Origin of the sequence: Streptomyces sp. NPDC051677 (assembly GCF_044453465.1) — a bacterium.
Lineage (GTDB): Bacteria > Actinomycetota > Actinomycetes > Streptomycetales > Streptomycetaceae > Streptomyces.
In genome coordinates this window covers 32969-53687 of sequence record NZ_JBITCT010000004.1, presented here as the reverse complement: position 1 = coordinate 53687, position 20719 = coordinate 32969, and the positions used below count along the sequence as shown (strand labels likewise).

13 protein-coding genes are annotated in these 20719 nt (G+C 70.7%); 6 read left to right on the top strand and 7 right to left on the bottom strand.

Annotation, left to right across the window (positions count from 1 at the left end; all coding sequences use genetic code 11):
• Window positions 1-16: 16 nt before the first annotated feature.
• The 6 genes from asnB to ACIBAF_RS06050 all read right to left on the bottom strand — a co-directional run bounded on the left by asnB (window position 17) and on the right by ACIBAF_RS06050 (window position 9016).
• Complete coding sequence (gene asnB, locus ACIBAF_RS06075) at window positions 17-1951, bottom strand: asparagine synthase (glutamine-hydrolyzing) (RefSeq protein ID WP_399461905.1); 1935 nt, start codon at window positions 1949-1951, stop codon at window positions 17-19.
• A gap of 3 nt (window positions 1952-1954) precedes the next feature.
• On the bottom strand, window positions 1955-3520 hold the full coding sequence (locus tag ACIBAF_RS06070) for a Wzz/FepE/Etk N-terminal domain-containing protein (RefSeq protein ID WP_399461904.1): 1566 nt from the start codon (window positions 3518-3520) through the stop codon (window positions 1955-1957).
• Window positions 3517-4884: a Wzz/FepE/Etk N-terminal domain-containing protein gene (locus ACIBAF_RS06065; RefSeq protein WP_399461903.1), complete on the bottom strand. Its 1368-nt coding sequence runs from the start codon at window positions 4882-4884 to the stop codon at window positions 3517-3519. The genes ACIBAF_RS06070 and ACIBAF_RS06065 overlap by 4 nt, the downstream gene beginning before the upstream one ends.
• Complete coding sequence (locus ACIBAF_RS06060; protein WP_399461902.1) at window positions 4881-6146, bottom strand: glycosyltransferase family 4 protein; 1266 nt, start codon at window positions 6144-6146, stop codon at window positions 4881-4883. Before ACIBAF_RS06060 ends, ACIBAF_RS06065 begins: the two co-directional genes overlap by 4 nt.
• The gene (locus ACIBAF_RS06055; RefSeq protein WP_399461901.1) at window positions 6136-7455 is read right to left on the bottom strand and encodes a nucleotide sugar dehydrogenase; all 1320 of its coding nucleotides are present in this window, start codon (window positions 7453-7455) and stop codon (window positions 6136-6138) included. Before ACIBAF_RS06055 ends, ACIBAF_RS06060 begins: the two co-directional genes overlap by 11 nt.
• An 82-nt stretch (window positions 7456-7537) precedes the next feature.
• A complete protein-coding gene (locus ACIBAF_RS06050) occupies window positions 7538-9016 on the bottom strand; it encodes a sugar transferase (protein ID WP_399462114.1) in 1479 nt (492 codons plus the stop codon).
• Window positions 9017-10154: 1138 nt separating this feature from the next.
• Here ACIBAF_RS06050 and ACIBAF_RS06045 point away from each other — a divergent pair.
• A complete protein-coding gene (locus ACIBAF_RS06045) occupies window positions 10155-11195 on the top strand; it encodes a LacI family DNA-binding transcriptional regulator (RefSeq protein WP_399461900.1) in 1041 nt (346 codons plus the stop codon).
• Window positions 11196-11220: 25 nt separating this feature from the next.
• On the opposite strand, the gene ACIBAF_RS06040 is transcribed toward ACIBAF_RS06045, so the two are convergent.
• Window positions 11221-13488: a glycosyl hydrolase family 95 catalytic domain-containing protein gene (locus ACIBAF_RS06040; RefSeq protein ID WP_399461899.1), complete on the bottom strand. Its 2268-nt coding sequence runs from the start codon at window positions 13486-13488 to the stop codon at window positions 11221-11223.
• 226 nt (window positions 13489-13714) lie between these two features.
• Here ACIBAF_RS06040 and ACIBAF_RS06035 point away from each other — a divergent pair, with 226 nt between their 5' ends.
• The 5 genes from ACIBAF_RS06035 to ACIBAF_RS06015 all read left to right on the top strand — a co-directional run bounded on the left by ACIBAF_RS06035 (window position 13715) and on the right by ACIBAF_RS06015 (window position 20634).
• Window positions 13715-14761 carry a LacI family DNA-binding transcriptional regulator gene (locus ACIBAF_RS06035; RefSeq protein ID WP_399461898.1) on the top strand — a complete coding sequence of 349 codons (1047 nt, stop codon included), beginning with the start codon at window positions 13715-13717 and terminating at the stop codon, window positions 14759-14761.
• A gap of 255 nt (window positions 14762-15016) precedes the next feature.
• Window positions 15017-16300: an ABC transporter substrate-binding protein gene (locus ACIBAF_RS06030; RefSeq protein WP_399461897.1), complete on the top strand. Its 1284-nt coding sequence runs from the start codon at window positions 15017-15019 to the stop codon at window positions 16298-16300.
• A gap of 41 nt (window positions 16301-16341) precedes the next feature.
• Window positions 16342-17247: a carbohydrate ABC transporter permease gene (locus ACIBAF_RS06025; RefSeq protein WP_399461896.1), complete on the top strand. Its 906-nt coding sequence runs from the start codon at window positions 16342-16344 to the stop codon at window positions 17245-17247.
• Window positions 17244-18062, top strand: coding sequence for a carbohydrate ABC transporter permease (locus tag ACIBAF_RS06020; protein ID WP_399461895.1), 819 nt, complete (start codon window positions 17244-17246; stop codon window positions 18060-18062). The genes ACIBAF_RS06025 and ACIBAF_RS06020 overlap by 4 nt, the downstream gene beginning before the upstream one ends.
• A gap of 238 nt (window positions 18063-18300) precedes the next feature.
• The gene (locus tag ACIBAF_RS06015) at window positions 18301-20634 is read left to right on the top strand and encodes a glycoside hydrolase family 3 N-terminal domain-containing protein (RefSeq protein ID WP_399461894.1); all 2334 of its coding nucleotides are present in this window, start codon (window positions 18301-18303) and stop codon (window positions 20632-20634) included.
• Window positions 20635-20719 lie beyond the last annotated feature (85 nt).

Sequence of the window (20719 nt, the reverse complement as noted above, 5' to 3'; positions counted from 1 at the left end):
CGAAGTCCTCTTGTCTCTACGCCGTCACGGGAGAGTTCTGGCCGGCCCCGGAGGTCGCGCCGCGATACCAGTACTCGAGGGTCAGCACATGCCACAGATGCTTGGAGAAGTCCCGCTGCCCGGCGGCGTCCTCGGCGACCATCCGCGCCAGCGCGTCGCGGCGCAGGAACCCGGAACGGACGAGCTCGCCGTCGTTCACCACCTCGCGCACCAGCGGCGCCAGATCCCGGCTCATCCAGGCGCGCAGCGGGGCGCTGAACAGGCCCTTGGGCCGGTACACGATCTCCCGGGGCAGGACCGAGGCGGCCGCCTCCTTCAGGACGGCCTTGCCCTGCCGGCCGACGATCTTGCGATCGCCGGGCACGGCGAACGCGGCCTTGACCACCTCTACGTCCACATAGGGCACCCGCACCTCGGTCGACGCGGCCATGCTGGAGCGGTCCGTGTACGTGAGGTTCAGTCCCGGCAGGAACATCCGGGCGTCGCCCAGGCACATGCGGTTGACGAAGTCGTCGAGGTCGTTGTCCTGGTAGACGTCCGCGTGTTCGGTCAGCACGTCGTCGACCGTCCCGGCCAGGTCCGGGTCGATCAGGGCGAGCAGCTCCGCCTGGTCGTACATGGTGTAGCTGCGCCGGAACGCGGTCTCCTCCGGCAGATCGGCGAAGGAGAGGAACCGCTTCGCGAAGCGCACCGACCGGTACCCCCGGCGGGCCGTCGCGACCGGCAGCCGGTCCACGGCCGCGGACAGGCCGCGCCGCAGAGGCCGCGGGACCCGCTGGTAGCGCAGCGCGAGCAGGTTGGCCAGGTGCTTGCGGTACCCGGCGAACAGCTCGTCGGCGCCCATGCCCGAGAGCATCACCTTGACCCCGGCCTCCCGGGCGGCCGAGCAGATCAGGAACGTGTTGATCGCCGCGGGGTCGCCGATCGGCTCGTCCAGGTGGTACGTCATCTGCGGCAGCAGGTCGAGCACGTTCGGAGCGATCTCTATCTCGTGCAGGTCGACGCCGAACTGCTGGGCCACCTGCCGGGCGTAGCGCAGGTCGTCCGGCATCGCCTCGAACCTGGCGTCCTCGGCGCGGAACCCGATCGTGTAGGCGGAGATCCCCGGTTGGTGGCGGGCCGCCAGCGCGGTCAGATAGCTGGAGTCGAGGCCGCCGGAGAGGAAGGTCGCCACGGGCACGTCGGCCATCAGATGACGCCGGGTCGACTCCTCGACGACGGCGGCGAGGTCCGGCAGCTCGCCGCTGCGGGCCCGCTCCCGGCCCTCGGCGGCGACGTCCTTCAGGTTCCAGAACCGGCCGCGCTCCACCCGGCCGTCGGGCCGGCACCTGAGCCAGCTTCCCGGCGGCAGCTTCTCCGCTTCGCGCAACGCGCACCGTGAGTCCGGCACCCAGTAGTACAGCAGCGAGGCCACCAGCGCCGCATGGTCCACCTGCAGCGAACCGCCGGTCACGGCGGCGAGCGCCTTCAGCTCGGAGGCGAACACCAGACCCTCGCCGCGCCGCAGCAGGAACAGCGGCTTGATGCCGAGCTGGTCGCGGGCGAGCACCAGGTCACCGGTTCGCTCGTCGAAGATCCCGAACGCGAACATGCCGCGCAGCCGGGGCAGGCAGTCCGTGCCCCAGCGCCGCCAGGCCTCCAGCAGCACCTCGGTGTCGGAGGTACCGCGGAAGCGCACCCCGGCGGCTGCCAGCTCGGCCCGCAGCTCGGGAGCGTTGTACAGCTCGCCGTTGTACGTCAGGGCGAGGCCGTCCGAGACCATCGGCTGGGCGCCCGTCTCGGACAGGTCGACGACGGCCAGTCGGCGGTGCCCGAAGTGCACTTCGCCGTCACCGGCGGCGTGACCGTACCGGCCCGCCGCGTCCGGACCGCGGTGGGCGAGGGTATCGGTGAGCCGGTCGGCCACGACCTTCCCGTCCGGCCATCGGTAAGTGCCTGCGATTCCACACATGTCCTACCGCGCTTCCTGGTCGTTGTCCGGGACCCGTGCCGCCCACATCGGCAGCCGCTCCGTCTGCCGCTCCGTCTGCCGCCGGCCCTCGCCCACTGCCTGAACGGCGTGGGAGGTACCCCCACCGTTCCGGCGGGCCGGCCGCTCGTTCTGGCCGCGCAGCGCGTGGTGCAGGCCGTCCCACAGCGTGCCGTCGGTCCGGTCACGCGGATCGGGGTCGATCAGCACCACACCGATCACCGCGACGCGCTGGTCCGCGAGCTGCCGAGCCACGGTGTGCAGCCATGCGGCGCTGCCGTGCCCGGCACGCACGACGAGCACGGTCCGGGTGCCGAGGTACTGGAGGTCGGTCCACGCCGTGCCGGGCGCCACCGAGCCGACACCGAGCCGGCGCTCCTCGTGCGACACGGCCGCGGCATGCTCGCCGCTGACCACGGTCGGGTCTCCTGGTTTCGGGCGCCGTCCTGCGAGCTGCGGTCCGGGCAGACCATCGACGACGACCACCGGCCCGTCCGCCGCCAGTGCTCCGGCGAGGTCCAGGGCGAGCCCGCTCGTGCTGCGCGCACAGCCGAGTTCCAGCAGCGACATCGGTTCCGCGGAGCTGCGCACGGTGCGGGCCAGGGACGCGGTGAGCCGGGTCCGGGCCTCCCGGGTCCGTCGGCGCCGCCAGAGCCTGCCGGATCGGATCGGCAGCTCCGCGATGACCGAGGCGCCGAGGTTCGCCGCGATCTCCCGGCGCAGCACGGGGCGGTCCGCCACCACCGTGCCGACCGCGGCCACTGCGAGCCCGAGGACGAGCCCGAGGACGAGCCCGATCGCGGCGTCGGTGGCGGCGGTCTTGGGCAGGGAGTGCCGCACCGCGCGCGGGGCGTCCACGATCTGGGTGCCGGCGATGAGCTGGGGCGTGCCGACGCGCGCATCCTCGGCGCGCTGGCTGAAATCGCTGATCCGCGAGGTGAGCTCGGCCCGGCGGGCGAAGAGCGACTCCAGGTTCGCCGACGCCTTCGGTCCGCTGTCCGGAGACGCGTCTCCGATCGACGTGTTGACCTGGGCGAGTTCGTCCTGCAGTCGGTCACGCTGGTCGAGCAGGGCCTTGGCCTGGGCGTCCGAGGCCTGCCGTATCCGCTTCACATGGTCCGCGATGAACGCGTCGGCCAGCGCCTTGGCGCGGGCCACCGCTTCCGCGTCGCTGGCTCCTGTCACATTGATCTGCAGCAGGTTGTTGGTCAGGCCGACACCTGCGTAGTCCTGCATGAAGTCCTCCGGTTTCTCCGGGGACTTGAGGGAGCGCAGGGCCGCGTCGGCGATCCGCGTCGTCTGCAGCAGCGCGGCGTCGGTGCGGATCAGCGTTCCGGGGTCGTTCGGCTGGTCCTCCTGATGGGCGACCAGCACCTTGGTCACCGCGCTCGGCGGCGGCGGCATCAGGACCGCCATCGCCGCGCCGGCGAACAGGCCCAGCAGCGCCATGGAGCACCAGAGGCGGCGCCGCCTGCGCACCGCCACCACCAGCGCATGCAGGTCAAGCAGCGGAGCGGCGGCCGACGGCTCCGAAGTCGTGCTCGTCGTCACCTCGAACCTCCCGTCGCCTCGTTGCCGACCGCGAGCGCCGGCACGGCGGCATGCCGGGGATGGCCGGCAGACCGCGTCGGACGGGCCCGGACCGCGCCGGCCAGGACGATGCCCACGACGTCGTGCCCCGCGTCCTGACACGCCTCGGCGAGGCCGGCGAGCTCCCCTGCGGTCCAGCTGCCCGCGCTGAGCACGACCAGGGCGCCGGACTCGATGTCGCGGTCCGGCACCAGCGGCTGGGACACCGAGACCTCCGCCACCCGCAGCAGCGGATCGCTCTCGGCCTCGGCGACGAGCTGCCCGGCGGCCAGGCGGGCGATCTCGTCGCCGTCCGGTACGACGACCAGCAGCCGCCGGGGAGCAGGCAGTCGGTCCCGCAGACGGGCGCACACCCGCCGGTAGCGGATCTGTCGGCCGGCCTCGTCGCCGGAGGTCTGCGGGGCGGGTACGTCCCACCGGACGTCGGCGCCCAGCAGCCGGCGGATCCGGGCCCGCGCGCCACGGCCCTGCGGCCGGTGTGCGGGCCGTTCACCGGGTACGTCGACGGCGCCCAGCACCGTCGAGCCCAGCGCCGCGGCGATCTCCGGCTCGGTGCGCAGTCGGCGACTCATCCGTGCGGCGGTGAGATGGCCGATGACCGCGAGCAGGAAGAACAGCAGCGCCCCGCCGACGATGAGCTGCACCCTCGTCGGCGGCGCCTCGCCGCCGGGCCGGGCCGCCGGGCCCATGACGACCATGTTGGCCCTGGCGGCGGCCGGGTCGGCCTGGTCCAACTTGTTGACGGCATCCTGCAGCGCGGTGCGCAGCTTCGCGAGCTCGGTGCGGGTCTGCACGCTCTCCACGGTCTGTCCCGGATTGGTCGCATCGGCCAGTTCGGTGATACGGCGGCTGGTCTGCGCCACCATCTGCCGCAGTGCCTCGGGCTGCGCGGCCGCCTGGGGGTCGGTGTCGTCGTCCGCGATCTGCGCGGCGAAGGCGACGAACTGCCGGGCCACCTGGTCGGAGAGCTGCTGTGCGCGCTTCGGTGTGTCGGCCGTGCCCGAGATCTTGATGATGTTCCCGTCGGCGGCCTTGGCGGCCACCTGATCCCGCAGCTCGCTGCCGCTGACCCCGGTCCAGCGGAGGGCGGCGGCCGCGCGGTCGACCACGACCGAACTGGTCGCGAGCTCCGTCTGGGTCAGCAACTCGCGCTCCTCCCACGCCCCCGGCAGGAGGACCGATGCCGACGTCGTGTAACGCGGTGGCATCAGCACAGAGGCGCCGTAGCCGACGAGCGCGCCCACCACGGTGAGGATGGTGAGAAGCCGCCGGCGCCGACGGATGATCCGCCCGATCGTGACCAGGCGTATGGTGTCCTCGCTCAACGACGCTGCCTCTTCCTTGCCCGGTCCGGGCCGCCTGCCGGCGCCGGAGGGTTGTCTTCACAGGCGGCGGCATAGGCGGCGAGCAGCGACGCTTGCGAGTTCCGCCAGGAGAGCGGCCCGTTGACCCGTTCCTGGCCGATCTTGCCCATCCGGGCCCGCTGCTCCGGATCGTCCAGCAGCAGCGCCACGAGCCCGGCGAACTCGGCCTCGTCGTCGTCGGTCGCGTAGAGGGCGGCGTCACCGGCGGAGACGCGCGCCTCCTTCAGGTCGAACGAGACGATCGGCCGGCCCATCGCCATGTACTCCAGGACCTTGTTCATGGTCGACACGTCGTTGAGCGGATTGCGCGGGTCGGGGGAGAGACACACGTCCGCGGTGGACAGGTAGCGCACCAGGTCGGCGTCCGGAATGCGCCCGGTGAACTGCACCTGCTCCGAGAGTCCGAGCCGCCGGGACAGCTCCACCATCGCGTCGAACGCGTCGCCCGAGCCCACGAACACCGCATGCCAGTCGGTCCGCCCGAGCTCGTCGCGCAGCTTCGCCAGGGCCCGCAAGGCGTAGTCGACACCGTCCTGCGGGCCCATCACGCCGAGGTAGCACAGCAGATGCGGCTTGCCGCGCTTCAACTCCGGCTCCGGCGGCACCGGTTGGAACCGGTCGACCTGGGGCGCGCTGCGCACCACGAAGACGTCCTCCGGCCGCCGGCCGCCACGGCGCACCGCGACGTCCCGGTAGCTCTCGTTCGTGGCCAGCACGACGTCCGCGGCCAGGTAGGTCCGCCGTTCCAGCGCGCACACGGCGCGGTAGAGCAGGTCCTTGCCGCGGTCGAAGCGGGAGAGGTACAGCTCGGGTACCAGGTCGTGCTGGTCGAAGACGAACCGCGCGCCGCGCCGCTTCAGCCACAGTGCCGGCAGGAACAGCAGGTCGGGCGGGTTGCAGGCGTGGACCACGTCGACCGGGCCGACCTTCCGGGCCAGCCGGACCGTGTGCCACAACGCCGATCCGTACTCCCGCAGATAGCCGGCCGGCCCGCCGGTGGCCGCGCGCAACGGGTAGCGGTGGATCCGCACCCGGTCGATCAGCGCCTCCGGCTCCGTGTCCCGCTTGTTCCCCTGGGGGCAGATGACGTGCACCGTCCAGCCCGCGTCGCGCAGCGTCGTGCACTCCTGCCACACCCGCCGGTCGAACGGCACCGACAGGTTCTCCACCAGGATCAGCGCGCGCCGGTTCGACCCGTCGCCGCTTGTTGCGTTACCAGGCAAGGCCCATGTACCCCGGTTCGGCCCGCCGCGCGTCGGCGTCGGGAAGGTGGATGAGGTCGACGATGACCGGACCGTCGTCGCCGTGGGGCAGCGCCGACAGCACGTCCGGATCCCTGGTCCCGACCAGGCACACCTCGGCGTGCTCGAGCACCTCGTCGACCGAGTCCGCGAGCAGTTGCGCGAGGTGCGGCAGCCGCGTCTCGATGTACTCGCGGTTCGCGCCGAGCAGCCGGGAGAGGCTCACGTTGGCGTCGTAGATCTTCAGGTCGTAGCCCTTGCCGAAGAGCCGCTCCGCCAGCTCGACGAGCGGGCTCTCGCGGAGGTCGTCGGTGCCGGGTTTGAAGGACAGCCCGAACAGGCCCGCCCGGCGCTTGCCGGTGCGCTCCACCAGCTCCACCGCGCGCTGCAGATGGTCGGAGTTGGAGGGCAGCACATGGGAGAGGATGGGCACCGAGACGTCGGCCCGCTGCGCCGCGTGGACCAGGCTGCGCAGGTCCTTGGGCAGGCAGGAGCCCCCGAAGGCGAAGCCTGGCCGCAGGTAGGCGGGGCTGATGTTCAGCTTGCGGTCGGCCAGGAACACGTCCATCACCTGGTGCGAGTCCACGCCGAGCGCCTGGCACACCGCGCCCAGCTCGTTCGCGAAGCCGATCTTGAGGCCGTGGAACGCGTTGTCCGCGTACTTGATCGCCTCGGCCGTCGGGATCGGCACCCGGAACACCTCGCCGGGCAGGCCGTCGTAGAGCGCCAGCACCGCGTCGCCGCTTGCCGGGTCGAGTTCGCCGACGACCGTCTTGGGCGGGTCGAAGAAGTCCCGCACGCTCGTGCCCTCGCGCAGGAACTCCGGGTTGACCGCGACGCCGACGTCCACTCCGGCGGTGCCGCCGACGTACTTCTCCAGGATCGGCACCAGCAGGTTCAGGCAGGTGCCCGGGAGCATCGTGCTGCGGAACACGACGGTGTGCCGACCGCCCCGCTCGGCCAGCGCGGCGCCGATCTGCTCGGTGACCCGCTCCAAGTACGTGGTGCACAGGCTGCCGTTGGGCTCCGACGGCGTGCCCACACAGACCAGCGAGATCTCGCTGTCCATGATCGCCTCGTGGACGTCGGCGGTGGCGCGCAACGCTCCGGTCCGCACGACCTCCGCGATGAGTTCGCCGATCCGTTCCTCGACCACGGGGGCCTTGGCGTCGTTGACCAGGTCGACCTTGACCTGGTTCACGTCCACGCCGATGACCTCGTGGCCCATGCTGGCCAGGCACGCGGCCGACACGCAGCCCACGTAGCCGAGCCCGAAAACGCTGACTCTCATGACCCGTTCCTCCCCCCAGGCAGGCCCTTGCGGCCTGCGGTCCGCCTGTCGGCGAAACCGTTGAGTTGCAGCCCCCCGCGCATCAGTACGCCCCCTGACCGGAGAGCACCGCGCGCAGCGTCTTCCACAAGATCACTGTGTCCAGGGCGAGCGACCAGTCCTCCACGTACCGCAGGTCCAGCCGCACCGCCTCCTCCCACGACAGGTCGCTGCGTCCGCTGATCTGCCACAGGCCGGTGAGGCCGGGCTTGACCAGCAGCCGGCGCCGGATGTCCGGGCCGTACGCGGCGGACTCCTCCGGCAGCGGAGGTCGCGGACCGACGAGCGACATCGATCCGGTGAGCACGTTGAAAAGCTGCGGGAGCTCGTCGATCGAGTACCGGCGCAGCACTGCTCCCACCCGGGTCACCCGCGGATCCCGGCGGAGCTTGAACAGCAGGCCCGCGCCCTCGTTGCGGTCGGCCAGCTCGGCACGCGCCCGGTCGGCCCCGGCGACCATGGTGCGGAACTTGAGAATGGTGAACTCGCGGCCGTCCTTGCCGACCCTGCGCTGGCGGTAGAACGCCCCACCCCGACTGTCCACCAGCACGAGCAGCGCGACGAACATCATCAGCGGAGCGAACAGCATCAGCAGAAACGTTGCGCCTATTCGATCGACCACCCCTTTGACCGCCCGGCGGCCCCCGGTGAAGGCCGGCATGCTGACCCGCAGCAGCGGGATCCCGAGCACCGCGTCGACGTGCAGCCGCGGGCCGGCCACCTCCATCAGCACGGGGGCCACGACCATCTCGGCGTCGCTGCCCTCCAGGTTCCAGGCCAGCCGCTGCAGCCGGTCCGGTGACCAGTGCGGGTCCGGTGTGACCGCGACGACGCGGTAGCCGTCGCGGTGGACGTGATAGGCGACGTCGGCCAGACGACCGACGACCGGCACTCCGTCCACGTGGTCGCCGTCGAGCTCGAGACCGCCCGTCGTGCACACCGCGTCCACCCGCCAGCCGAGGTGCGGGAACTTGCGGGTTCGGGTGATCAGGTCGCGCACGGTGGCCGGGCTCCCGGCGGCGAGCACGGGTCTCAGGCACCGGCCTTCCTTGCGCTGCTTGTGCAGCGAGAGGCGCAGCAGATACCGGGTGGTCATGGTGACGACCGCGATCGCGGGGATCGCGACGAAGATCCAGAGTTTGATGTTGCGCGAGGTCAGGGCGATCCCGCCGAGCGCCAGTACGACGGTCGCCGTGAACAGTGAGCGTCCCAGCCGGCGGAATTCCTCGGCGCCCTGGCCGAGCACGGCCGGAGCCCACGACCGGCTCACCGCGAGCGCCCCCAGCACCAGCAGCTCGGTGCCGAACGCGAGAATCACCCACTTCTCGTGCCAGTTGGCCGCGTCCCGGGCCCCGAAGAAGTTGCCGATCGCCACCGCCACGAACGCGGTGGCCACGGTGTCGCTGATGATCACGGTACGGCGGTACCGCTGCTCCCATTCGATGGCGGGCCGGCTGATCGCCCCGCTCGCCATATGATCGCGCGCCGACGGAAACGGGCTGACTACACCCCCTTGCCGCACAGAACCCCCCAGGTTCCCCAGTGGTTCGACGTGTTCGCCCAACACTGTTCCTCCCCCCGGGAGGCCCCCAGCCCCCCGTACTGTTCCTCCCCTCGGGAGGCCCCCGCCCCCCGTGCCGCGTTTCTCCTCCCCTCGGGAGGCCCCCGCCTCCCGCGCATGACATACCGGCTGGTGTAGAGCTACTTGGACAACTCACCCGGGCGGCAGCGGACTTGCATGTCCTGCCGGGCTCCCGAGGTGCGCGGGACCCGGTCGAGACCTCGGGTGCTCCCCGCACCCACGGCCCCTCTCGGGCTCCGAGAATGGATCACCCCCACGTCTGGCGCCGGGGACGAGACTGTTGGTCTTCCATAGCACCGGACGTATAGATCATTAGCGGTCGCTTAGTGTTCGAACCGCTGAAGCACGGTCAATCTAGACCATGTGGGCCGGTAATGAAGAGAGGATGTGTGTAATTTGTGTTCAAGCTTTGAGACTTGATCCACCGACCGGTGACCGCCTCCGGTCGCCTTGACGCCACCGCGCGGCTCAGGCAGCCCGCTTGGCCCCCGGGCGCAGCTTCTGCGCGGTGGTGACCGGCGACTTTCGGTGGGCCTTCCACGGCGTCCAGTTCGACACAGTTCCCGCTGGTCGGCGGGTTGTCAGGGCGAACACCGCCACCTCGGGGCCCGGGTGCATGAAGCCGCGATACTGGCCCAGGCGCTGATCGAGGGGGCGTGGACACGAACAGATCGTCCTCCAACTGCGTGCGGGCGCAAGCCTGATCAACATCTGTTTACGCTCATTTGACGCTCATCGCCCCGTCGAGCCTGGCCGGCCGTCCCGAACCGGGTGTGACCTGAGGGTCTACCCCGCAGGGATCAGTTGCGCGTCTTCCCGACGACGTCGCCCGTGGGGCGCGCCGCTACTCCTGAACCTTGTCCGGATCAGCACGATGGCGAGGGGCGTCCCGAGCCCACCGGAACCGACGCGATGACGTTAGCGGTGCGTGATCGCGCGAACACGGGCGCAGCCTTGCCCAGGTGCGTTACGTCCCGTTAGGTTGCGGCAAAGTTTCCGTCGGGGGGCGACGCGGATCAGCAGGTCGATGTCCTGAGGCAGGCGGGCACCGAATGACCAGGCAAGGCGAGGCGTACCAGTGACAGGTCGGCGCGGCACGCACCGGGATGCGCAGTACGGTCTGCTGACCAGCGTCGCCGGTGAGGCCGGGGTGTCGCTCAGCACCGTCTCCAAGGTGGTGCACCGCCGTCCTGACGTCGGTGCGGCGACCCGTGCCCGGGTCGAGGAGTTGCTCGGGCGGTACGGGTACGTCCGCCCGGGTGAGCCGGACCCCGCGGTGCCGCGCCAGATCATGGCGGTGTTCCGCGACCTGTCCGGGCCCTACACCCTGGAGGTCGCCCGCGGGATCGTGGACGCGGCGGACGACCTCGGCATCAACGTGGTGACGGGCACGACCGCCCATCGCTCGATCTCCCAGTGGCTTCAGGAGTGCGTGGCGCTCGGGGCCGCCGGGATGATCATCGTGATCTCGATGCTGGCCGAGGACGACCAGCGTCGCATCGTCGAGCAGCGTCTCCCGGTGGTGCTGATCGATCCGCTCAGCGCGCCGAGTCACGACATCCCGAGCATCGGCGTGACGAACTGGAGCGGAGCGAGGGAGGCGGTGCAGCACCTGCTGGGGCTCGGGCACACCAGGGTCGCCATGATCGCGGGCCGTTCGCACTCGCTGACCGGGGCGGCACGGCTGCACGGCTACCGGGCCGCGCTGGAAGAGGCCGGGATCCCCTACGACCCCACGTTGGTGCGCTCGACCGATTTCGACTACGGCGAGTCCCTCGCCGCCAGCCTGCAGATCCTCCGCTCGGCCGACCCGCCCACCGCGGTCTTCGCGGCCAGTGACGCCCAGGCGCTCGGTGTTCTGGAGGCCGCCCGCCAGGCGGGGTTCGCCGTCCCGGACGATCTGGCGGTGATGTCCTTCGACGACACCATGGTGGCCGCCATGGCCTGCCCGCCGCTGAGCGCGATACGCCAGCCCTTCGCGGAGCTGGGCCATGAGGCGACGCGGGTGCTGATGCGGCTCGCCGAGGGCAAGCCGCCGACCTCCTCGCGGATCGAGCTCGCCACGAAACTCGTACCGCGCACCTCGACGTCCGCGCGTCGGCGGGTCGCCGCCCCGTAAGGGCCCGCTGCCCGCCCCGGCGCCGTCAGATGAGCTGGACCTCCACGGTGACGGTGGTGCGCGGCACAAGACGCACGGTGTGCCGTCGGCCCGCCCCGTGCCTGCACGCGACGACGATCTCCCGCTCGCGCGCAGAGGTGAGAACGACCTGGGCGACGCCCTTGTCCAGGTCCCAGGTCAGCTCGTCAACGCGCACTCCGGCACGGGTGCCGACGCCGCGAAGGCTGCCGCCGCGCCACTCCGCCGGCAGCGCGGGCAGCAGTTCCACGACCCCCGGACGGGAGTCCACCAGCATCTCCGTGAACACGGCGGGCAGACCGTGCGCGGCGTCCGCGTTGTAGATCTCCAGGCCGGGGTTGTGCGACGTCATCAACGAACGGAAGAGCATGTTCCGTCCCAGGATCTTGAGGACGTTGGCCTTCGCCGTCTCGCCGTCCTTCAGACGCGCGGCGACGAGGGCCCGGTGCAGGCTCCCGTGCGCGGACATGTTCTCGTCGCCGCGGCGCAGCAGGGCTTCGCGCGCTGCGGCGGCCAGCTCGGGGGTGTCGTCGGGGGTGATGTCGTGCAGCGGCCACACCGGGTAGAGGTGGCTGATGTGCCGGTGGTCGTCGGCGGTCTCCAGCCCCGGCCAGGCCCACTCGGCGAGCGCCCCGTGGCCGTCGACGCGGTAGGGCGGCAGCCGGTCGGCCAGCGCGCGCCACCGGTCGGCCGCGGCCCGTTCGACGCCGAGGCGTTCGCAGACGTCGGCGGCGGTGACGAGCGCGTGCCGGGCGGCCGCCACGTCCATGGTGGCGTTCACGCCGGCGACGCCCTGCACCCCCTGCGGGCCGACCTCGGGGGAGTAGGACGGGACGAGGACGAGGCGCCCTGCCGCGTCCTCGCGGGTGAGGAAGTCCTCGAAGAAGACGGCGGCTTCGATGAGCCACGGGGCGAGGGTGTGGGCGAGGAAGTCGTCGTCGCCGGTCGCCTGCCAGTACTCGTACAGCGGGAACAGCAGCCAGTCAGCGCCGGCCAGCCACATGGTCCAGGGCCACTCGTCGTCGAGGTGGAAGAGAAGGCCGTGTTCTCCGTCGGTCCGGCTCGGGGCGAGGACGCCGCGGGCGCCGTAGATCGTGCGGGCGTTGGTGCGCCAGTCGTCGATCTGGCCTGCGATCAGCGCGGCGTACGGTGCGACGAGCTCGGGCATGCCGGTGAGGACCGTCCCCGCCGTCTGCAGGTTGACGTTGGCGTCGGTGGTGTAGTCGCCGGACCAGGCGGCGCCCCATTCGCCCAGCCACAGTCCGGTCAGCCGGGGCGGCAGCACACCGGTGGAGCTGAGGACGAGATAGCGGCCGGCGTGGAACAGCGCCTCGACCAGCGCGCCGTCCAGCTCCCGGGCGCCGGCCCGGGCGATCAGCTCGCCCACCGGCAGGTGCCGGTCGATGTCGGAGGCGCCCAGGTCGAGGGAGGCCCGCCCGTACAGCTCGCTGTGGACCGCCGTGTGGCGGGCGAGCAGCTTGTCGTAGTCGGCGGGCAGCTCGCCCAGAGCCAGGCGCAGTCCGTCGACGTCGGGGGCGGGGGACCGCCGGTCCATGCGCGTCAGGAGAATGACGCGCGTCGCTCCGCGGACGTGGACCACGTCGGCCTCGACCGTCAGCGCGCCGCCGGTGACGACGACGCGGGTCACGCCGCCGAAGCCCGCCGCGCCCGGGCCGAGCGGATACCTCCCCACGACGGTGAGCGACGCCTCGCAGTCCTCAAAGGCGTGCGCGGACGTGCTGAACACGACCTCGGCCGGGCGGCCGGCCGTCTCGCCGGAGAGCCGTATGTCCAGATCGAGCCGCGGACCGGTGATCTCGACGACCGCGACGGCATCGGGACGCGACACGAACGCACGTCGTGTCCACGCCTGCTCCCGGTCCGACCAGCCGACCCGCACCTCGCCCGTGGCGAAGTCGGTGACCCGGCGGTAGTCCGTCACGGGGCTTTCGTCGCCCGGCACGTCAAGGTGCAGCACATGCCCGGGGTGGAACGACTGCGTCCAAGCCAGCGCCCTGCCGTCGGAGAACTCGCGCTGAGCCCGCTCCCGCTCCCCGGCGAGGATCAGGTCGCGGACGTGGTCGAGACGGTCGGCGACGGCGGGCGGCCGCATACCGAGGGACTCGTTCGGGAGCACGTAACGGTGATGGTTGTGAATGATCCGCTCCCGGTGCGGATGCCCGAAGACCATGATCCCGTATTCGCCGTTCCCGGAGAGGAAGGCGTTCTCCCAGCGGTCGGCGGGGCGTGTGTCGTGGATGCTGTGCACCGGCATTCCCGGCCTCCGAAGGTGATGTGCCCGAGCGGCTCGAAACAGGCTGCGCGGGAGCCTACAAGATGTTTCCGTCTCCGATGCGAAAGTCTTTCGGAGATCGATCGAGACCGTGTTTCCGCAGGTCAAAGCGTTTTCCGGCGCTCGGCCTCGATCCGTGCGACCGATTCTGCGTGTACTTTCACCCCGCGCGCAGTCAGCGCTTTCCGACCGGGAGGTCCACGCAGAAGTGACCGGCTCAGCAAGGTCGCACCGCAGGGTCCAGTACGGGCTTCTCGCCTCGATAGCCCAGGAGGCCGGCGTCTCGGCGGCGACCGTGTCGAAGGTCGTCCACCGGCGACGCGACGTGTCCGAAGCGACCAGGACACGGATCGAGGCGCTGCTGACAGAACGCGGATACGTCCGGGACCGGGAGAACGACGCCGGCCGCCCACGGCAGATACTGGCCGTCTTCCGGGACCTGGCCGGTCCGTACACGCTGGAGGTCTTCCGGGGCATCGTGGAGTCGGCGGCCGAGAAGGGACTGCACACGACCCTCGGCACGACCGGTCGGCGCTCGATCTCCCAGTGGCTTCAGGAGTGCGTGGCCCTCGACGCCGTCGGCGTCGTCATCGTCATCTCCGCGCTGGCCGAGCCCGACCAGCGCCGGATCCTGGAACAGCGGCTGCCCGTGGTGCTCGTCGATCCGTTGAACGCGCCGTCCGCGGACATCCCGAGCATCGGCGTGACGAACTGGCACGGTGCGACGACCGCCGTCCAGCACCTGATCGAACAGGGACACCGTCGGATCGGCATGCTGGCCGGCCGGTCGAGTTCGTTGGCCGGGTCCGCACGGCTGCACGGCTACCGGGCCGCCCTGGCAGAGGCGGGGATCCCGTACGACGCCGCACTCGTCCGGTCGACGGACTTCGACTACGGGGAGGCTCTGCGCGCTGCCCGCCAGATCCTGAACCGGCACGACCGGCCCACCGCTCTCTTCGCTGCCAGCGACGTGCAGGCCCTCGGCGCCATGGAGGCCGCCCGGCAGCTCGGTCTGGCGGTGCCGCGCGAGCTCTCGCTCATGTCGTTCGACGACACCCTGGTGGCCGCCATGGCCTCACCGCCTCTGAGCGCCGTACGGCAGCCGTTCCAGGAGCTCGGTCAGGAGGCCACGCGGGTCCTGCTGCAGTTGGCCGACGGCAGGCCGCCGACGACGAAGCGCAGGGAACTCGCCACGGAATTGGTTGTGCGCATGTCCACGGCGCCGCCCTTGGAGCAGACGAACAGGCGCTCCTGATCCCGTTTCCGCAAGCCCTCGGCAGCGAAAGTCTTTCGAAACTCACTCCCTCAAATTGTTGCCGCCGTCGAATTCCGCCGCTTAGCGTGACCGACGCCAGCTCAACCGCAGGAGCAACGGAACGCACATCTTGCGTGAAGTTCCTGACGGTCCTGGCCTTCGAACCACATCCCTCAGCGCAGCCAGGCCCGGGACGGCCTGCACGGTGAAGTGCACCTGCACAAGGGATCCTGCCGACTCGAAAGGTGTTCAACGATGAACAGAGTGTCCCGACGGTGGTTCCTCACCGCCGCGGCGGCGACCACGGCGAGCGTCACCGTGGTCGGCTGCGGCAACTCCGGCAGCTCGACCTCCTCGCCCACGGGCAACGTGGACTTCTGGATGCTGCAGGACCCCACCAACTCGGTGTCGCAGGCGGCGGTGGACTCCTTCAACTCCGGCGGCAAGGGCAAGGTCAGGATGTCCGTGATCGCCACGGACGGCTACAAGGACAAGCTGCGCACCGCGATGGGCTCGGCGAAGATGCCCGGGATGTTCTTCAACTGGGGCGGCGGCAGCCTCGACGACTACGTCAAGGCGGGCAAGCTCGTGGAGCTCGACGGGATGCTGGGAACGCGTTTCCTGCCCTCCGCGCTGGCCGCCGGCAAGGTCGGCGACAAGCTGGTCGGCATCCCGTGCCGTGGCACGCAGCCGGTCTTCCTGTTCTACAACAAGAAGGTGTTCGCCGACGCGGGCGTCGAACCGCCCAGGACCTACGCCGAGCTGCAGAACCTGGTGAAGGTCTTCAAGGGCAAGGGGATCACACCGTTCGCGCTCGCGGGCAACGCCAGCAACTCGTGGACCGAGCTGATGTGGATCGAGTACCTCGTCGACCGCCTCGCGGGACCGGCGCTCTTCGGCAAGATCCAGAACGGCGACTGGTCGCAGTGGCAGGACCCGGCCGTCCTCAAGACCGCCCAGATGATCAAGGAGCTGGTGGACAGCGGCGCCTTCGGCAAGAACTTCGGCTCGGTCAACTACGGCTCCGGCGGAACATCCACCCTGCTCAACAAGGGCAAGGCGGCGATGGTGCTGATGGGCTCGTGGGAGTACTCCGTCCAGCAGGGCGAGGCCCCCGACTTCGCCAAGAACGGCCTGGGGTACGTGCCCTTCCCGACCGTCGAGGGGGGTAAGGGCGACGCCGCCAACGTCGTCGGAAACCCCACCAACTACATCTCGGTGACCACTGCGGCCCCCAAGGACACCGCGGCGGAGTTCCTCAAGACCACCTACAGCGACGCCTACGTCCAGGGGCTCATCGCAAAGGGCGAGGTGCCGGTCACGACCAATGCCGAGCAGCTGCTCGCCAAGGCGCCCGACCCCGCGTACGCCAAGTTCCAGTACGACCTCGTCGGGAAGGCCCCCTCCTTCACCCAGTCGTGGGACCAGGCCCTCGGCCTGACTCTGGGCACCCCGCTGCTGACCGAGATCCAGAAGCTGTTCAACGGGCAGAGCTCGCCGGAGCAGTTCGTCAGCGCGGTGCTGGCGATCAAGAAGTAGAAGGGCACGTCCACGTGGTCTCCGCAACGACTTCGCGGCCTGTGAGCAAGCGACGGGCCCGCGACCGGGCCGCTCCGCCCACCCTGGAGCGGCCCGGCGTGGCCTGGGCGCTGCCCGGCCTGCTGTTCTTCCTCGCCTTCGCCGTCGCACCCATGGCGGGAGTGCTCTACCTCTCCTTCACCCACTGGGACGGCCTGAGCGCCCCGCAGTTCACCGGCATGGAGAACTGGTCGCGTTTCCTCGGCGACAACCAGGTCTGGCAGTCCACTCTCGTCACCGGCGTCCTGCTGGTCGGGAACATCGCCGTCCAGGCGCCGATCAGCATCCTGCTCGGCGTGTGGGCCGCCGGCAAGCAGCGCAACCGGGCCGTCCTGTCGGCGATCTTCTTCCTGCCGCTGCTTCTTTCCACGGCGGCCACCGCCATCATGTGGCGCCAGCTGCTGGACCCCAACTTCGGCCTGCCGTCGAAGGTCGACTGGCTCTTCGGCACGAACCCGTTCGGCACCCAGCAAGGCGCGATCGCCTGCCTCGTGCTGGTGACCAGCTGGCAGTTCATCCCCTTCCACAGCCTGCTCTACCAGGGCGCCGCCCGCGCCATCCCGCACACCCTGTACCAGGCGGCCTCGATCGACGGCGCCGGACGGGTCCGGCAGTTCTTCCACATCACGCTGCCGCAGCTGCGCAACACGATGATCACCTCGACCATCTTCATGGTCGTGGGCGGTCTCACGGCCTTCGACATCGTGCTGCTGCTGACCAACGGCGGCCCCGGCACCGACACCTCGATCCTGCCGTTCTCCATGTACCAGACCGCCTTCCGGACCTACGACTACGGATACGCCAGCGCCATCGCGGCCTTCCTGCTGCTCCTGGCCACCGCCGCCTCGATCCTGCTCACCAAACTCAGCGGCTACGACAAGATGACGAGCACCCTGGAGGGGCTGTGAGGACGCGCCCCAACTACGCAGCCGGCGTCGCGGCGTGCATCTGGCTGCTGATCATCGGCGTCCCGCTGTACGCACTGCTGAACACCGCCCTGCAGCCCCAGTCGAAGTACACCGACAACGGACCCCTCTCCCTCCCGGCGGCGCTGACGCCGGACAACTTCCGCACCGTGCTGGACAGCGGATTCCTCACCTACATCTGGAACACCGCCGTCGTCGCGGCGGCCACGGTCGCCATCGTGCTCGTGCTCGCGATTCCGATCAGCTACGCGGTCGTACGCGGCCGGGGCTGGATCACCACCGGCGTCTTCCGCCTGTTCCTCCTGGGCCTGGCGATCCCCTCCCAGGCGGTCATCATCCCGCTCTTCCTGATCATCAACGATCTCGGCTTCTACGACAGCCTCTGGGGCATCATCCTGCCCACGGCCGCGTTCGCGCTGCCGGTGAGCGTGCTGGTCCTCAGCGGCGGGATGCGGGACATCTCCCCGGAGCTGTACGAGGCCATGGCCCTGGACGGCGCGAGCCCCGCACGGACACTGGTGACACTGGTCGTCCCGATGTCGAGCTCGGCGATCGCGACCGCGTCCGTCTTCACGGCCCTGCAGGCGTGGAACGGCTTCCTGTTTCCCCTGGTCATGACCCAGTCCGAGGACACCAAGCTGGTGACGCTGGGCCTGTACAACTTCGTCTCCGAGTACGGCTCCAACGTCCCGGCCCTGTTGGCCGCGGTGCTGATGTCCGCCGTTCCCATCCTCGTCGTCTACCTCTTCGCCCGACGAGCCCTCGTCGCCGGCCTGATGGGCGCCGGCGGCAAATGAGGAGACGGCGTCCTGCCGGCCGATGGACAGGACGCCGCCCGATGCGGGGCCCGGAGGCCGATGGCGCCAAAGGCGGCCGAACGCAGCCTCATCCTGGCGCCGACCGGCCTGTCCGCCTCCCCAGGACCGCCGGACCGGTGTCCGGGCCCGATCCCTTCGCCCCGGCCGACAGCGTTTCTTCGACTTTCCCGAACCACCTGCGCGGCTTTCGCGCGCCCGCAACAGAACGGACAGGACCTTGACGATCAGCGACGAGCGCCCGACGACCGGGCTGTGGAACGATCCCGCGCTGCCGGCGTCCGTCCGCGCCCAGGCCCTCCTCGACGCCATGACGGCGGCCGAGAAGGTCGCACAGCTCGGCAGCACCTGGCCGGACCACGACGACGGCGGCGACGTGGCGCCCATGCAGGAGACGTTCCGTGGCGCCGACCGCTTCGAGGAAGCCGTCGTCGACGGTCTGGGTCAGCTGACCCGGGTGTTCGGCACGGCGCCCATCGATCCGGAGGCCGGCCGCAGGCGACTGACGGCATTGCAGGAACAGGTCGTGGCGGCGAACCGGTTCCGTGTCCCCGCCATCGCCCACGAGGAGTGCCTGACCGGATTCTTCACCTGGCAGGCCACCGTCTACCCGACCCCGCTGGCCTGGGCGGCCACCTGGAACCCCCGGCTCGTCGGACGGATGGCCGAGGCCATCGGCTCGGACATGGCCGCCGTCGGCGTCCACCAGGGCCTGGCCCCCGTCCTGGACGTCGTACGCGACTACCGGTGGGGCCGGGTGGAGGAGACGCTCGGGGAGGACCCCTACCTCGTCTCGGAGCTCGGACTGTCCTATGTGCGGGGCCTGCAGTCGTCCGGTGTGGTCGCCACGCTGAAGCACTTCGCCGGCTACTCCACCTCCCGCGCGGCCCGCAACCACGCCCCGGCGGTCCTCGGCCCCCGCGAACTCGCCGACGTCATCCTCGTGCCCTTCGAGAAAGCCGTGGTCGCCGGCGGCGCCAGGTCGGTGATGAACGCCTACAACGACATCGACGGCGTGCCCTGCGCCGCCGACGAAACCCTCCTCACCGGGCTGCTGCGCGACACCTGGGGCTTCGAGGGCACCGTCGTGTCCGACTACTGGGCCATCGCGTTCCTCGCCTCCATGCACCATGTGGCGGACGACGTGACCGGCGCGGCGCTGGCCGCGCTGCGGGCCGGCCTCGACGTCGAACTGCCCCACACCTCCGGCTACGGCGAGCCGTTGCTGGCGCTGCTGCGCGACGGCCGCGTCAGCACGGAGATCCTCGACCGGTCGGTGCTGCGCGTACTGACCCAGAAGGCCGAACTGGGCCTCCTCGACCCCGACTGGCGCCCCGGGCAGTACACCGCTCCCGCGGCCCTCGACTCCCCGCGCAACCGGGACATCGCCCGGGCCCTGGCCGAACAGTCCGTCGTGCTCCTCGACAACTCCTCAGACGCCCTGCCGCTCGCCGTCGTGCGCTCGATCGCCGTGATCGGCCCGGCCGCCGACGACGCCCGGTGCCTGTTCGGCTGCTACTCCTTCCCCAACCACGTCCTGCCCCACCACCCCGGGACCCCCCTCGGCGTCGAGGCCCCGACCGTCCTCGACGCCATCCGGCAGGAGTTCCCCGACGCCTCGGTGCACCACGAGACGGGCTGCTCCTTCACCGGGGACGACCGCAGCGGCATCGAGGCGGCCGTGGCGGCGGCCGCGTCGGCCGACCTGACGATCCTCGTCGTCGGCGACCGCTCCGGCATGTTCGGAGAGGGAACCTCCGGCGAAGGCTGCGACGTCGGCGCACTGACGCTCCCCGGAGCGCAGGAGGACCTGGTGGACGCCGTCCTCGACGCGGCGCACCAGAGCGTCCTCGTCGCCGTGTCGGGCCGCCCGTACGCGATCGGCCGCCACGCGCGGGCGGCGGACGCGACCCTCCAGGCGTTCTTCCCCGGCGAGGAAGGATCGGCGGCGATCGCCGGCGTCCTCTCCGGCCGGATCAACCCCAGCGGACACCTGCCCGTACAGATCCCCGGTGACCTGGCCGGCCAGCCGGGCACCTACCTCGCGCCCCCGCTCGCCCTCAAGAGCGACGGGGTGAGCAACATCGACCCCACACCGGCGTTCCCGTTCGGACACGGCCTGTCGTACACCACCTTCGAGATCACCGACGTGGGCGTCGACCAAGCGGCCGTGCCCGTGGACGCGACGATCACCGTCCGGGCCACGGTCTCCAACACCGGTGACCGGCCAGGCACGTTGGTCCCCCAGCTCTACCTCACCGACCCCGTCGCCTCGGTCACCCGCCCCGTCCGCCAACTCGTCGCGTTCACCCGCGTCGAACTCGCCGCCGGCGAGAGCTGCGCCGTGGAGTTCCACGTCCACACGGACATGACCAGCTTCACCGGAACGGATCTGCGCCGGCGCGTCGAACCCGGCGGGATCACCCTGACCGTCGCCCGGTCGGCGGGCGACCCGGGCTCCTGCGTACAGGTGCGGTTGGAGGGAGACCCGCGCACGGTCGACCACACCAGGACCATGACCACCGCCGTCACGGTGCGCAGGGGCCGGACATGATTCCGCCCTGTCAATATGGAATGAGGGGCGAGGTGCGAAACGCTTTCGGAGACGCGCCGGTGACAAAGCGGTGTCTCGTCCCAAT